Source organism: Streptomyces sp. NPDC048825 (assembly GCF_043198355.1).
Taxonomy (GTDB): Bacteria; Actinomycetota; Actinomycetes; order Streptomycetales; family Streptomycetaceae; genus Streptomyces; species Streptomyces xiangluensis.
On the sequence record NZ_JBICUR010000012.1, the window covers coordinates 118,595 to 131,758 of the forward strand.

The window sequence follows — 13,164 nt, forward strand, 5'->3', positions numbered from 1 at the left end:
AGCCGCACGGCGCCCCCTCGAACGCCGAAGAGCGACCACCCAACTGGGTGATCGCTCCTCAGTGCGTTCGCGTTACAGCCCTACGGGAGAGCTGTGTCACGGGAAGTCGCCATGCGGCCGTAGCCGCACTTGAAGACTTACTTGACCTCGACGGAAGCGCCGGCGCCCTTGAGGGACTCGGCGGCCTTGTCGGCGGCGTCCTTGGCGACCTTCTCGAGGACGGGCTTCGGGGCGCCGTCCACGAGGTCCTTGGCCTCCTTCAGACCCAGGGAGGTCAGCTCACGCACGACCTTGATGACCTGGATCTTCTTGTCGCCGGCACCCGTGAGGATGACGTCGAACTCGTCCTGCTCGGGCTCGGCCTCGGCGGCCGGGGCGGCCGGGCCACCGGCGGCGACGACGGCGGCCGGAGCGGCAGCGGTGACGTCGAACTTGTCCTCGAACGCCTTCACGAACTCGGAGAGCTCGATGAGGGTCATCTCCTCGAACTGCGCGAGCAGGTCTTCCTGGCTGAGCTTCGCCATGATGGGCGATCCTTCCACTAATTCGGCTGGTGCCGGATGTACATGTCGGCGGGCGTACGTTGGGCCCGCTGCGACCGTCGCCTCAGGGCTGCTGCCTTGAGGCCGCGGTCAATGTGCGAGCCGAATTACTCGGCACCGCCCTGCTCGGCCCTCTTGGCACGAAGCGCCTCCGCGGTGCGGACGAACTTCGAGGGAAGCGCCTGGAAGACCGCGGCAGCCTGGGACGGCTTGGCCTTCATGGCGCCTGCCAGCTTGGCGAGCAGAACCTCGCGGGACTCGAGGTCCGCAAGCTTCTTGATCTCGTCGGCGGACAACGCCTTGCCCTCAAGGACACCGCCCTTGATGACGAGAGCGGGGTTGTTCTTGGCAAAGTCACGAAGACCCTTCGCCGCCTCGACCGGGTCACCGGTCACGAAGGCAACAGCGGTCGAGCCCTCAAGGTGCTCGTCCAGCTCGACCCCGGCCTGCTTGGCCGCGATCTGGGTCAGCGTGTTCTTCACCACTCGGTACTGAGCGTTCTCGCCGAGAGAACGGCGGAGCTCCTGGAGCTGCGCCACGGACAGTCCGACGTAAGAAGTCACGACAGCTGCGTTGGAGTTGCGCAGCTTCGTCGTGATCTCTTCAACGGCTGCGACTTTGTCCTCTGCGACCTTGTTGGACGTCGCCATGTGCCTCGGCCTCCTTCCGGGGTGATGATCCTCGACTGACCTCTCGATCAGCCGCACGTCGCCGGACCGCCTGAATCAGGCACGCGAGGAAGGGGCTCGTCTCAACATCAAAACGAAACGCCCCGGCGCAGGCGCACGGGGCGTGAACTCGACCGGACATCCCTGGCGGGATACGGGAGCTCTTCCACAGTCACCTGCGCGGGTCGTCCGCAGTTCAGCGGATCCTTCGGCCACCATGTCCTCGTACGAGCACACGGCAACGACCAGCGGTCTTTGGCTTCCGTGGAAGAGTACGCGACCGGCCGAGTGTCAAGCAAATCCGTCGGCGGTCCGAGCGGCGCACGACCGCTCAGCAGCAACAACGCACGCTTCCTGATGGAGCGTTCACGCCGACGGCTGCGCCCCCGCCAGGTCCTTGAAGTCCGCCGTGTCAGCAGCCGGAGGCTCCTCGGTGGAGACCTCCACCCCGTAGTCGCTGTAGTACGCCGTGGAGGACATCGACCCGCTGGCCATCTCCCCCTTCTCGACCTTCTTCACCAGCAGATCGTCATCGTCGACCCAGAGGTCGACCGTCTGGGTGGTGATCCCGGCCTGCTCCAACTGACGCTTCAGGTCGGCTAGTTGCCCTTCACTGAGACTCGAGTTCCGCCCGGCGAGATCCGCGACGTCCACCGTCCCCGAGTAGTGCGTGGTGTTGACCCCACGCACCGTCTCCTCACCGATCTTCCGCACATCACCGGAGGCCAACAGCAGCTTCACCGACTGATTGGGCGTGGTGTTCTGGATCTGGTCCTTCAGATACGCCCCCGAACCACCGGCAAGGTCCGCCAGATCGTCGTACGCGTACTTGATCCAGTGCTTGCCGCCCGCCTGCGCGGCGAACTGGTCGCTCATCTTCGCGTAGTAGGCGTCGGGCAGATAGCGGGCCTCCATCGACGTGGAGCCCATTTGACGCATCGTGTCGGCGATCGTCCCGCCGGTGTACGTGATCGTCAGATTGCCGGTGAGGCCGTCGGCCCAGCCGAGCGCGCCGTCCGCTTCCATGGACATCATCGAGCCCATGGTCGTCGTGGCCTCGACCTTGGCGGAGTCGGCCTTGTCGGTGGTCGTCTCCACGGAACGCAGGGCCGCTATCGGGCTCACACGCGTCGCGGACTTGCCGGCCGCCTTGTCGTCGCCCCCCGAGCCCTGGCCGGAGTCGGAGCCCGTACAGGCCGCGACCCCTGTCAACGCGGCCGCCACCACGATCGAGAGTCCCACGCGGCGCACGCTCGTGCTCTTCATTCGTCCCACCCCTATGCAATTCCTGTGCCCCGCACGCTGATGCAGGCCACTGACACCCGGCTCAGGAAATCCACGTCCACCAATGGGACGAGCCCCGCACCTCGAAAGGTTGCGGGGCCCGCTGACAAGAACGCGTACGCGACTGCCCGGTGAGTCTCGGACTCAGACGGCGGCCGGGTCCTCCTCGACGAGGAGGTTGCGGGTGCGGTTCGGGTCGACCGGAATGCCGGGGCCGATCGTGGTGCTGATCGCGGCCTTCTTGATGTAGCGACCCTTGGCGGCGGACGGCTTCAGACGGAGGATCTCCTCCAGCGCCGCGCCGTAGTTCTCCACCAGCTTGGTGTCGTCGAAGGACGACTTGCCGATGATGAAGTGCAGGTTCGAGTGCTTGTCGACGCGGAACTCGATCTTGCCGCCCTTGATCTCGGTCACGGCCTTGGCCACGTCCGGGGTCACGGTGCCGGTCTTCGGGTTCGGCATCAGACCACGCGGGCCGAGGACCCGGCCGAGGCGGCCGACCTTGCCCATGAGGTCCGGGGTGGCGACGACGGCGTCGAAGTCCAGACGGCCCTTCGACACCTCGTCGATGAGCTCGTCGGAGCCGACGATGTCGGCGCCCGCGGCAGTCGCGGCCTCGGCACGGTCACCGGTCGCGAAGACCAGGACCCGGGCGGTCTTACCGGTGCCGTGCGGGAGGTTCACGGTGCCACGGACCATCTGGTCGGCCTTGCGCGGGTCAACGCCCAGGCGGAAGGCGACCTCGACGGTGCCGTCGAACTTGGTGGTGGAGGTCTCCTTGGCGAGACGCACGGCTTCGAGCGGGGCGTACAGCTTTTCCCGGTCGATCTTGGCGTCCGCAGCGCGGAGAGACTTGCTGCGCTTGCTCACTGCTGCTCCTGATGTGTTCTGAAGGAGTCGTGGTACGGACCGAGCAGGCCCTTCCACGTGCGGCCTTGCGAGCCGCATGGTTCTACGAAGGTGGGGTTCAGCCCTCGACCGTGATGCCCATGGAACGCGCGGTACCGGCGATGATCTTCGCCGCGGCGTCCAGGTCGTTCGCGTTCAGGTCGGGCATCTTCGTGGTGGCGATCTCGCGGACCTGAGCCTCGGTGATCTTGGCGACCTTGGTCTTGTGCGGCTCGCCGGAGCCCTTCTGCACGCCCGCGGCCTTGAGGATCATCTTGGCGGCCGGCGGCGTCTTGGTGATGAAGGTGAAGGAACGGTCGTCGTAGACCGTGATCTCCACCGGAATCACCGAGCCACGCTGCGACTCGGTCGCGGCGTTGTAGGCCTTGCAGAACTCCATGATGTTGACGCCGTGCTGGCCCAGCGCCGGGCCGACCGGCGGAGCCGGGTTGGCGGCACCGGCCTGGATCTGGAGCTTGATCAGCCCCGTGACCTTCTTCTTCTTGGGAGGCATTCCGGGTCCTCTGCCTTTTCTTGTGTCTTGCCTTGTCATGTTGCCGCGAAGGCAACCGCACCACGATAACGGCCAACGTGGCACAGCCTGAAACCGAGCAGGTCAGACCGCCTGTGGAAGCCGGTCTGACCTGGACGGAAGTGAGTGTTCCAGAAGGCTCCGAGGAGCTGGTTCCTCTGGATTCCGGGGAGCTAGTTCTTCTGGATCTGGTCGAAGGACAGCTCGACCGGAGTCTCCCGGCCGAAGATCTCGACGAGCCCCTTGACCTTCTTGGAGTCGGCGTTGATCTCGTTGATGGTCGCCTGGAGCGTCGCGAACGGGCCGTCGGTGACGGTGACCGAGTCGCCGACCTCGAAGTCCAGCACCTGGACCTCGACCTTGCGGGCCGGGGTCGGCTTGCCCTCGGCCTCGGCGGCCTCCCGGGCGGCCTTCTCCTCGGCCTCCGGGGCGAGCATCTTGACGATCTCGTCCAGGGTCAGCGGGTACGGGTCGTAGGCATTACCCACGAAGCCGGTGACACCGGGCGTGTTGCGGACGACGCCCCAGGACTCGTTCGTCAGATCCATACGGACGAGAACGTAACCGGGCAGCTTGTTCTGCCGGACGTTCTTACGCTCGCCGTTCTTGATCTGGACGATCTCTTCCTCGGGGACCTCGGCCTGGTAGATGAATTCCTCGACGTTCAGCGAGACGGCGCGCTGCTCCAGGTTGGCCTTCACGCGCTTCTCGTAACCGGCGTAGGTGTGGATGACGTACCACTCGCCGGGCAGCCCGCGAAGCTCCTCGCGGAGGGCGGTGACCGGGTCGACCGGCTCGGCCTCTTCCTCCGCGGCCTCTGCTTCGGCTTCTTCCGGGGCTTCTTCCGCAGCCTCTGCTTCGGCTTCTTCCGCGGCCTCTGCTTCGGCTTCCTCGGCGACGGCCGCGTCCTCGGCAGCCTCGGTCAGGGCAGCCTCTTCGGTGTTCTCGGCGTCCTCGACGTTCTTCTCAGCGTCCGCAGCCTCGACGATGTCGAGCTCGTCCTCAACGGACTCCGCCGACTCGATGGCGTCGTTCAGGTTCGGGTCAGACACGGTGGCTGCTTCTTCCTGGATACATAGGGGTGGAACACGCGAAAGCGGGCGCCGAGTACGGCGCCCTTCGCGCTTGGCTCAGCCGAAGACGTACTTGGCCGCCTTGTCGAGTCCAAAGTCAATCACAGTCACCAGACCGATCATGATGACAACAAAGACGATCACCACGGTGGTGTAGGTCGTCAGCTGGCTGCGAGTCGGCCAGACAACCTTGCGGAGTTCCGCGACGATCTGGCGGTAGAAGAGAGCGAGACGCTTCAGCGGGCCCTTCTTGGCACGCTTGCCGCCCTTGCGGCCCTTCTTCTTGGACTCCGGCACCTCATCCTGGGCATCAGGCATGTCGATGGAGCCCACGGCGTCCGTCACTCGTCCTCACCTGATTCCGGGTCGTGGCCGTGCCGCGCCCGGTCGAGCCGCACGGCGGGTGCATTGCAGTACGTACATGCGCACACATCCTGACGAAGGAGTGTGTAGCAGGGCCGGAGGGACTTGAACCCCCAACCGCTGGTTTTGGAGACCAGTGCTCTACCAATTGAGCTACGACCCTTTGTTTCCCTTCAACGTACCGCATCCGTCCGAGTGCTCGGTGTGCACCCGGTGCGTGCGGCCGGTGAAGGCCAACGAGGTGAGAGTGTACGTGTTCGGCGGCCGGTCGTCGAACAGATAGCGCCCGTACGGGCCTTGGCGAAGCCCGCTCAGTCTGTGAAACCCGTGTGCCGCGGACGTTTCGGGTCTGGAACGATGGGCCCATGAGCGCTGCAACCCCTCCCACCGAGCGCCGGGTCTCCGCCCGAGTCGGTGCGATCTCCGAGTCCGCCACCCTCGCCGTGGACGCCAAGGCCAAGGCCCTGAAGGCCGCAGGACGTCCGGTGATCGGCTTCGGTGCCGGTGAGCCCGACTTCCCGACGCCGGACTACATCGTCGAGGCCGCCATCGAGGCGTGCAAGAACCCGAAGTACCACCGCTACACGCCGGCCGGTGGCCTTCCCGAGCTGAAGGCCGCGATCGCCGCCAAGACGCTGCGCGACTCCGGGTACGAACCCGAGGTCTCGCAGATCCTGGTGACCAACGGCGGCAAGCAGGCCATCTACGAGGCGTTCGCCGCGATCCTCGACCCGGGCGACGAGGTGATCGTCCCGGCTCCGTACTGGACGACGTACCCGGAGTCGATCCGCCTCGCCGGCGGTGTCCCGGTCGAGGTCGTCGCCGACGAGACCACCGGCTACCGCGTCTCGGTCGAGCAGCTGGAAGCGGCCCGTACGGAGAAGACCAAGGTCGTCCTCTTCGTATCTCCGTCCAACCCGACCGGCGCCGTCTACAACCGGGCCGACACCGAGGCCATCGGCCGCTGGGCCGTCGAGCACGGCCTGTGGGTGATGACGGACGAGATCTACGAGCACCTCGTCTACGGAGACGCCGCTTCCGTGTCGCTGCCGGCCCTCCTGCCCGAGCTGCGCGACAAGTGCGTCGTGGTCAATGGTGTGGCGAAGACGTACGCGATGACGGGTTGGCGCGTCGGCTGGATCATCGGTCCGAAGGATGTGGTGAAGGCCGCGACGAACCTCCAGTCGCACGCCACGTCCAATGTGTCGAACGTGGCGCAGATCGCCGCGCTCGCCGCCGTCTCGGGCGACCTGGACGCCGTCGCCAAGATGCGTGAGGCCTTCGACCGGCGCCGCAAGACCATCGTGCGGATGCTGAACGAGATCGACGGCGTCGTCTGCCCCGAGCCCGAGGGCGCTTTCTACGCGTACCCCTCGGTGAAGGCCCTCATCGGCAAGGAGATCCGCGCCAAGCGCCCGAAGGACTCGGTCGAGCTGGCCGCCCTGATCCTGGAAGAGGCCGAAGTCGCGGTCGTCCCGGGCGAGGCCTTCGGCACTCCGGGTTACCTGCGGCTTTCTTACGCCCTGGGTGACGAGGACCTCGTCGAGGGTGTCTCCCGGATCCAGAAGCTGCTGGCGGAGGCACGGGCCTGAGTTTTCGTACGTCCTGTGGGCGCTGTTTTTGTTTTCGTGCTCCACGCGCGTGTGCGGGTCGCTTCCCTTTGGGGGGCGGCCCGCTTTTCAGTGCGAGCAAGACCACGTTCGGGGAAAGCGCTACCGACTCGACAGCGACGTACGGCAGGATCTTCAGATGGAGCACGTACGTGATGTCTCTGAACTGCCGAAAGCCCATCTGCACCTGCACTTCACCGGGTCGATGCGGATCACCACCCTGCTGGAACTGGCCGACAAGCACGGGATCCATCTTCCCGACGCGCTGACCAGCGGGGAGCCGCCGAAGCTCCGGGCCACGGACGAGCGGGGCTGGTTCCGTTTCCAACGGCTGTACGACGCGGCGCGGTCGTGCCTCAGAGAGCCCGAGGACATTCAGCGGCTGGTGCGCGAGGCGGCCGAGGAGGACCTCAGGGACGGCTCCGGCTGGCTGGAGATCCAGGTCGATCCGACGTCGTACGCGCCTCGCCTGGGCGGGCTGATTCCGGCCCTGGAGATCATCCTGGACGCGGTGGACTCGGCCGCGCGGGAGACGGGGCTCGGGATGCGGGTCCTGGTGGCCGCGAACCGTATGAAGCACCCGCTGGACGCCCGCACGCTGGCCCGTCTGGCCGTGCGGTACGCGGACCGCGGCATCGTGGGCTTCGGGCTCTCCAACGACGAACGCCGTGGCATGGCACGGGACTTCGACCGGGCCTTCGCCATCGCGCGCGACGGCGGGTTGCTGGCCGCTCCGCACGGCGGCGAGCTGACAGGGCCCGCGTCGGTGCGCGACTGCCTGGACGACCTGGATGCGTCGCGGATCGGGCACGGAGTGCGGGCCGCCGAGGATCCTCGTCTGCTGAAGCGGCTCGCGGACCGTGGTGTGACGTGTGAGGTGTGCCCGGCGTCGAACGTCGCCCTGGGGGTGTATGAAAAGCCGGAGGACGTCCCCTTGCGCACACTTTTCGAAGCCGGGGTCCCCATGGCGCTCGGTGCGGACGATCCCCTTCTCTTCGGATCACGTCTGGCCGCCCAGTACGAGATCGCGCGCCGCCATCACGGGTTCACGGATGCGGAACTGGCCGAATTGGCACGGCAGTCGGTCCGGGGATCGGCGGCACCCAAGGACGTCAAGGAGAAGTTGCTGTCCGGGATCGACGACTGGCTTGCCTGAACCTTCGGTGCGTCCGTCCCGCCTGCGCGGCGATGGCCGGTCAGAGGTTGACGCCCACCATCACCGGTTCGTTGACCAGTGTGATTCCGAAGGTGGCGTGGACTCCGGCGACGACTTCGCGGGCCAGTGCGAGCAGGTCCTCGGTGGTGGCCTCGCCGCGGTTGGTGAGGGCGAGGGTGTGCTTGGTGGAGATGCGTGCGGGGCCGGCGCCGTATCCCTTGGTGAAGCCCGACTTGTCGATCAGCCAGGCCGCGGAGGTCTTCGTGTGGCCGTTGCCCGCCGGGTACGCGGGTGGGGTGGCGTCCGTGCCGAGATGCGCCTGCACGCGCGCGTGGAATGCGGCGAACTCCTCGTCCGTGAGGATCGGATTGGTGAAGAAGGACCCTGCCGACCAGGTGTCGTGGTCTTCGGGGTCCAGGACCATGCCCTTGCCGGAGCGTAGCTTCAGGACGGTCTCGCGGGTGTCCGCGAGGGGTACGCGCTCGCCGGCCTCGACCCCCAGGGCGCGGGCGGTTTCGGCGTATCTGATGGGCGCGGAGAGCCCGTCGGCGTCCTCCAGCAAGAAGCGGACGCGCAGGACGACGAAGCGCTCGGGGTCGGCCTTGAAGCGGCTGTGGCGGTACGAGAAGGCGCACTCGGCGTTCGGGATGGTGACCGTTTCGCGGGTCTTCCGGTCGTATGCGATCACTTCGGTGATCGTCGATGACACTTCCTGGCCGTACGCGCCGACGTTCTGGATGGGTGTCGCGCCCGCGGAGCCGGGGATTCCGGCAAGGCACTCGATGCCTGCGAGGCCCGCCTCGACGGTGCGGGCGACCGCGTCGGTCCACACCTCGCCGGCGGCCAGCTCCAGCCTTGTACCGTCGAGTTCGAAGCCGCGGGTGGCGATGCGCAGGGCGGTTCCCGCGAAGCCCTTGTCGCCGATGACCAGGTTGGAACCGCCGCCGATGAGCAGTAGCGGCGTACCGGTGTCGTCGGCCTCGCGGACGGCGGCGACCACCTCGGCGTCGGTCGTCGCGGTGATCAGCCGCGCTGCGGGACCGCCGAGCCGGAAGGTGGTCAATGGGGCGAGTGGGGCGTCGTGGAGTTCCAGCACGTGCACAAGGGTACGAGAACGGCCCCGCCGGTCAGGGCGGGGCCGTTCTCCGTGGGGCTCGCTACAAGCGCCGGAGCGCGTCCGGCCAGTCCAGCGGGAGGTCGTCGGTGGTCACCGTCCAGGTGGCGAACTTCGCGTCGCGCATCTGAGGGCCGAGCCCTCGGGCTGTCGGCGCATGGGTGCCGGAGTGGGTGAAGGCCTTGAGCGCTGCGGGTGACTCCCAGGCGGACAGCGTCCAGAAGGTCCGCCGCAAAGGCGCCGCCTTCAGGGAGGCTCCGTACGCGCCCGGTGCCTTGCGCACCTGCTGCCAGACACCCGGCGTCCTGGCGAGGAACTTGAGCGCTCCCCAAAGGGTGCGGGTTTCGAAGCGGGAGGCGAAGACGTGCACTTCGGTGCGCTCCGGTGGGATGTTCGGCACGGTCCAGGGGAGGGTGGGCATGACCGGTCTCCTTCCAGGGTTTGATTTCCGAACTCGCGTGGGTTTGCTGTCTGAACTCGTCACGAACCGAGGGTTGGGTTTCCGAACTCAGCGCGAGGCCGTCTCCAGTGCCGGCGCGGGCGCCGCCTCGTCGTCCCGCGTCCGCACCTCGGCTGTGCGAGGGCGAGCCGGGATGAGCAGCGCCGCGACGCCTGCCACGGCCACGGCGGAGGCGCCGACCCACAGCGCGGGCCTGAGTCCGTCCACGAAGGTCTGGCCGGTCTCGTAGCCACCCTGTGCGGAGAAGATCGAGGCCATCACCGCGATACCGAGCGCGCCGCCGACTTCGCGCAGCGCGTTGTTGGTGCCGGACGCGATCCCTTGCTCCTGCCCCCGGACGCTGGACATGACCAGGTTGGAGGCCGGGGCGAAGAAGAGGGACATGCCGACGCCGCTGATGATCAGGGCGGGCAGCTGCGCGGCGAACGACGTGTCGGTCTCGACGATCGAGGCGAACCAGCCCAGCCCGGCAGCCTGCAGGAACAGGCCTGCGGCGACGACCGGCCGTCCGCCGATCCGGTCGGACAGATAGCCGGCGACCGGCGCGATGAGCATCGGCATACCGGTCCAGGGCAGCATCCGCAGTCCCGCCTCGGTGGGCGAGTAGCCGAGAACGCCCTGCAGGTACTGGCTGAGCAGGAAGATCGAGCCGAACATCCCGAGGAACATCAGCAGGCTGGCCGCGTTGATCCCAGCGAAGGCCCGGTTGCGGAAGAGCCGCATCGGCAGCATCGGGTGCTTGGCATGGCTGCCGTGGTGTACGAAGCCGGCGAGCAGGGCCGTGCCTCCGAACAGGCCCAGGAGGACGAGTCCGTCGGTCCAGCCGACGACAGGCGCGCGGACCAGGCCGTACACGATGCCGAACAGACCGCCGCTGGCGAGCAGAGTGCCGGCTGTGTCGAGCGGGGCACCCGAGCCGTACGACTCCGAGAGGCGCAGCCGGGCGAGCGGCAGCAGGGCCAGGCCGAGCGGCACATTCAGCCAGAAGATCCAGTTCCAGGAGACGTGTTCGGTCAGGCTGCCGCCGATGAGCGGCCCGGACGCGACCGCGAGGCCGTTGACGGCGCCCCAGATCCCGTACGCCATACCGCGCTTGGCGGCGGGCACGGCGGCTGTCAGCAGGGTCAGCGTCAGCGGCATCATGATCGCGGCACCTACGCCCTGCACCGCACGGGCGGCGATCAACGAGTCGATACCGGGCGCCATGGCCGCGGCGGCCGAGGCCCCGGTGAAGATCGTGATGCCGGCGAGGAAGAGCCGCCGGCGGCCGTACCGGTCCCCGAGCGCCGCACCGAACATCAGCAGCACGGCGAAGGTCAGCGTGTACGCGCTCACGGTCCATTCCAGGTCGTCCATCCCTCCCCCGAGGTCCTCACGGATCGACGGCAGGGCGGTGGTGACGACGAGGTTGTCGAGCGCCGCCATGAACCCGGCGACGCTGGTGATGACGAGGGCCCAGACTGCTCCCCCGCGACGTGCTGTCTGCTGTGGCATTGCTCCCCCAGTTGGTTCGATTAGTTATTGATGACTAACTTTCGCTGGCATGAAAAAGCACCGATCTCCGCCGCCCTTCTTTCACTTCTGGAGATTCACTTCTCGAGCCGCCCCTTGACCCGGGCCGAGGGGTACAGCCCCTCCCACACCCGGTGTTCGGGCGGAAAGCCCATGGAGACTAGGCAGTTGACGAGCATTCCGTAGGCCATGAAGGTCGCGGTTTCGTCCATGTCGGCACCGAGCGGCAGGTGAACGGCGTCCCACACGCGCATCCAGCCGGCACGCACCACCTCGCCGAGCTCCTGATCTCCGGCCTGCTCGGCGGCCGCCACCGCGACGTATGTCTGCATCTGCATCAGCAGTTGCTCCGGACGCTCCGCGATGACGTTGGTGTACGCGTTCGCCATGGCGTGCAGGGCCTCTTCTCCTTCCAGCCCCTCGGCAGCCTCCACGAAGGTGCGCCGCGTGTCCTCCATGCAGCGCTCGGCCGCCGCAAGGAAGATCGCCTTCTTGCCCGGGAAGAGGCGGAAGAGATACGGCTGAGAGACACCCACCCGCTTGGCGATCGCCTCGGTGGACGTGCCGTAGTAGCCGCCCCGGGCGAACTCGCCCATGGCCGCCCGGATGACGCTCTCGCGCCTCTCCTCTGCACTCATCCTGACCATGCAGCTAAGTTAGTGGTCCATTACTACCTAAGTCAAGAGGTCTTGGGAGCCACACAGAGCGCATGAGTAAGGGACACGCCTCCATTGAGCGTGCCCCTTACTCATGCACTGCCATCAAGCCAGTCGTACGACCGCCTGCGCCCGCCCCAGGACCTTCTGTCCCGCGCTCATCGCCGTGAGGTCGACGCGCACGGTGTTGTCGTCGAGCTTGGCCGCGACCTTGGCGCCGATCTCGATCGTGGCTCCCTCGTCGTCGTTCGGAACGACCACGGGCTTGGTGAAACGCACGCCGTACTCGACGACCGCGCCCGGATCCCCCACCCAGTCGGTGACGACCCGGGCCGCCTCCGCCATCGTGAACATGCCGTGCGCGATGACATCCGGGAGGCCGACCCCGACCGCGAACTTCTCGTTCCAGTGGATCGGGTTGAAGTCCCCGGAGGCGCCCGCGTACTGCACGAGCGTGGCGCGGGTCACCGGGAAGGTCTGAGCCGGCAGTTCGGTGCCGACCTCGATGTCGTCGTACGCGATCTTCGCCGTCATACGTCTCAGCCCTCCTCTGCCGCGCGGGCCACGAGCTTCGTCCAGGCGGTCACCACATGCTCGCCGGCCTCGTCGTGGACCTCGCCCCGGATGTCCAGGATGTCGTTGCCCGCCATGGACTTGATCGCCTCGATGGTCGAGACGACCGTCAGCCGGTCCCCCGCGCGCACCGGGCGCTTGTAGGCGAACTTCTGGTCGCCGTGCACCACCCGGCTGTAGTCGAGGCCCAGTTGTGGGTCCTGGACCACCTGTCCCGCGGCCTTGTAGGTGATCGTGAACACGAAGGTGGGCGGGGCGATCACATCGGCGTACCCGAGCGCCTTGGCGGCTTCCGGGTCCGTGTAGGCGGGGTTGGGATCCCCTACTGCCTCCGCGAACTCGCGGATCTTCTCCCGGCCGACCTCATAGGGGTCGGTGGGCGGGTAGGACCGCCCCACGAAGGACTGGTCGAGCGCCATGGCCCGGTACCTCCTGATGTTCGCTGTGATTGCCCGGAACAAGCATGCGTGACGGTCGGCCAGGCGAGCCGACAACGACGCGAGGCCGCCCCCGTTTACTGGGGACGGCCTCGTGTACGAGCCTGTTTTATCGCGTCTCGCGATGCGCGGTGTGCGCATTGCAACGCGGGCAGTGCTTCTTCATCTCAAGACGGTCCGGGTTGTTACGCCGGTTCTTCTTGGTGATGTAGTTCCGCTCCTTGCACTCCACGCAGGCCAGCGTGATCTTCGGGCGGACGTCGGTGGCAGCCACGTGAGTGCTCCTTGACGAACGG

Annotated in this window: 16 protein-coding genes and 1 tRNA gene; 2 read left to right on the plus strand and 15 right to left on the minus strand. The window is 67.0% G+C overall.

Annotated elements, in window-relative coordinates:
• Positions 1 to 137: 137 nt before the first annotated feature.
• From rplL to ACGFNK_RS27425, 8 genes are all read right to left on the minus strand, one after another.
• A complete protein-coding gene (gene rplL, locus ACGFNK_RS27390; RefSeq protein WP_165337690.1) occupies positions 138 to 524 on the minus strand; it encodes a 50S ribosomal protein L7/L12 in 387 nt (128 codons plus the stop codon).
• Between the two features lie 125 nt (positions 525 to 649).
• Entirely contained in the window at positions 650 to 1,192 is a 543-nt protein-coding gene (gene rplJ, locus ACGFNK_RS27395) for a 50S ribosomal protein L10 (protein WP_386340841.1), read from the minus strand.
• A 384-nt stretch (positions 1,193 to 1,576) separates the two neighbouring features.
• Positions 1,577 to 2,476 (minus strand): hypothetical protein, encoded by a 900-nt coding sequence (locus ACGFNK_RS27400; RefSeq protein ID WP_393420046.1) that lies wholly within the window; start codon positions 2,474 to 2,476, stop codon positions 1,577 to 1,579.
• Between the two features lie 162 nt (positions 2,477 to 2,638).
• Positions 2,639 to 3,364, minus strand: a complete 726-nt coding sequence (gene rplA, locus ACGFNK_RS27405; protein WP_393420048.1) for a 50S ribosomal protein L1 — start codon at positions 3,362 to 3,364, stop codon at positions 2,639 to 2,641.
• 97 nt (positions 3,365 to 3,461) lie between these two features.
• Positions 3,462 to 3,896, minus strand: coding sequence for a 50S ribosomal protein L11 (gene rplK, locus ACGFNK_RS27410; protein WP_393420050.1), 435 nt, complete (start codon positions 3,894 to 3,896; stop codon positions 3,462 to 3,464).
• A gap of 191 nt (positions 3,897 to 4,087) precedes the next feature.
• Complete coding sequence (gene nusG, locus ACGFNK_RS27415; protein ID WP_393420052.1) at positions 4,088 to 4,966, minus strand: transcription termination/antitermination protein NusG; 879 nt, start codon at positions 4,964 to 4,966, stop codon at positions 4,088 to 4,090.
• 78 nt (positions 4,967 to 5,044) lie between these two features.
• On the minus strand, positions 5,045 to 5,332 hold the full coding sequence (gene secE, locus ACGFNK_RS27420) for a preprotein translocase subunit SecE (RefSeq protein ID WP_165261552.1): 288 nt from the start codon (positions 5,330 to 5,332) through the stop codon (positions 5,045 to 5,047).
• 108 nt (positions 5,333 to 5,440) lie between these two features.
• A tRNA-Trp gene (locus ACGFNK_RS27425) sits at positions 5,441 to 5,513 on the minus strand.
• Positions 5,514 to 5,715: 202 nt separating this feature from the next.
• Here ACGFNK_RS27425 and ACGFNK_RS27430 point away from each other — a divergent pair.
• Both ACGFNK_RS27430 and ACGFNK_RS27435 read left to right on the plus strand, forming a co-directional pair.
• On the plus strand, positions 5,716 to 6,942 hold the full coding sequence (locus ACGFNK_RS27430; protein ID WP_393420054.1) for a pyridoxal phosphate-dependent aminotransferase: 1,227 nt from the start codon (positions 5,716 to 5,718) through the stop codon (positions 6,940 to 6,942).
• A gap of 157 nt (positions 6,943 to 7,099) precedes the next feature.
• Complete coding sequence (locus ACGFNK_RS27435; RefSeq protein WP_386340833.1) at positions 7,100 to 8,116, plus strand: adenosine deaminase; 1,017 nt, start codon at positions 7,100 to 7,102, stop codon at positions 8,114 to 8,116.
• Between the two features lie 40 nt (positions 8,117 to 8,156).
• Here the strand turns inward: ACGFNK_RS27435 and ACGFNK_RS27440 are convergent, their stop codons facing one another.
• From ACGFNK_RS27440 to rpmG, 7 genes are all read right to left on the minus strand, one after another.
• On the minus strand, positions 8,157 to 9,218 hold the full coding sequence (locus tag ACGFNK_RS27440; protein ID WP_393420056.1) for a UDP-N-acetylmuramate dehydrogenase: 1,062 nt from the start codon (positions 9,216 to 9,218) through the stop codon (positions 8,157 to 8,159).
• Positions 9,219 to 9,273: 55 nt separating this feature from the next.
• A complete protein-coding gene (locus ACGFNK_RS27445) occupies positions 9,274 to 9,651 on the minus strand; it encodes a DUF3291 domain-containing protein (RefSeq protein ID WP_393420058.1) in 378 nt (125 codons plus the stop codon).
• Positions 9,652 to 9,738: 87 nt separating this feature from the next.
• Complete coding sequence (locus tag ACGFNK_RS27450) at positions 9,739 to 11,184, minus strand: MFS transporter (protein WP_393420060.1); 1,446 nt, start codon at positions 11,182 to 11,184, stop codon at positions 9,739 to 9,741.
• 95 nt (positions 11,185 to 11,279) lie between these two features.
• Complete coding sequence (locus ACGFNK_RS27455) at positions 11,280 to 11,849, minus strand: TetR/AcrR family transcriptional regulator (protein ID WP_393420062.1); 570 nt, start codon at positions 11,847 to 11,849, stop codon at positions 11,280 to 11,282.
• 114 nt (positions 11,850 to 11,963) lie between these two features.
• Positions 11,964 to 12,392 (minus strand): MaoC family dehydratase, encoded by a 429-nt coding sequence (locus ACGFNK_RS27460; protein ID WP_393420064.1) that lies wholly within the window; start codon positions 12,390 to 12,392, stop codon positions 11,964 to 11,966.
• A gap of 5 nt (positions 12,393 to 12,397) precedes the next feature.
• Positions 12,398 to 12,850: a MaoC family dehydratase N-terminal domain-containing protein gene (locus tag ACGFNK_RS27465; RefSeq protein ID WP_393420066.1), complete on the minus strand. Its 453-nt coding sequence runs from the start codon at positions 12,848 to 12,850 to the stop codon at positions 12,398 to 12,400.
• Between the two features lie 127 nt (positions 12,851 to 12,977).
• Entirely contained in the window at positions 12,978 to 13,142 is a 165-nt protein-coding gene (rpmG, locus tag ACGFNK_RS27470) for a 50S ribosomal protein L33 (protein WP_003948671.1), read from the minus strand.
• Positions 13,143 to 13,164: the final 22 nt, after the last annotated feature.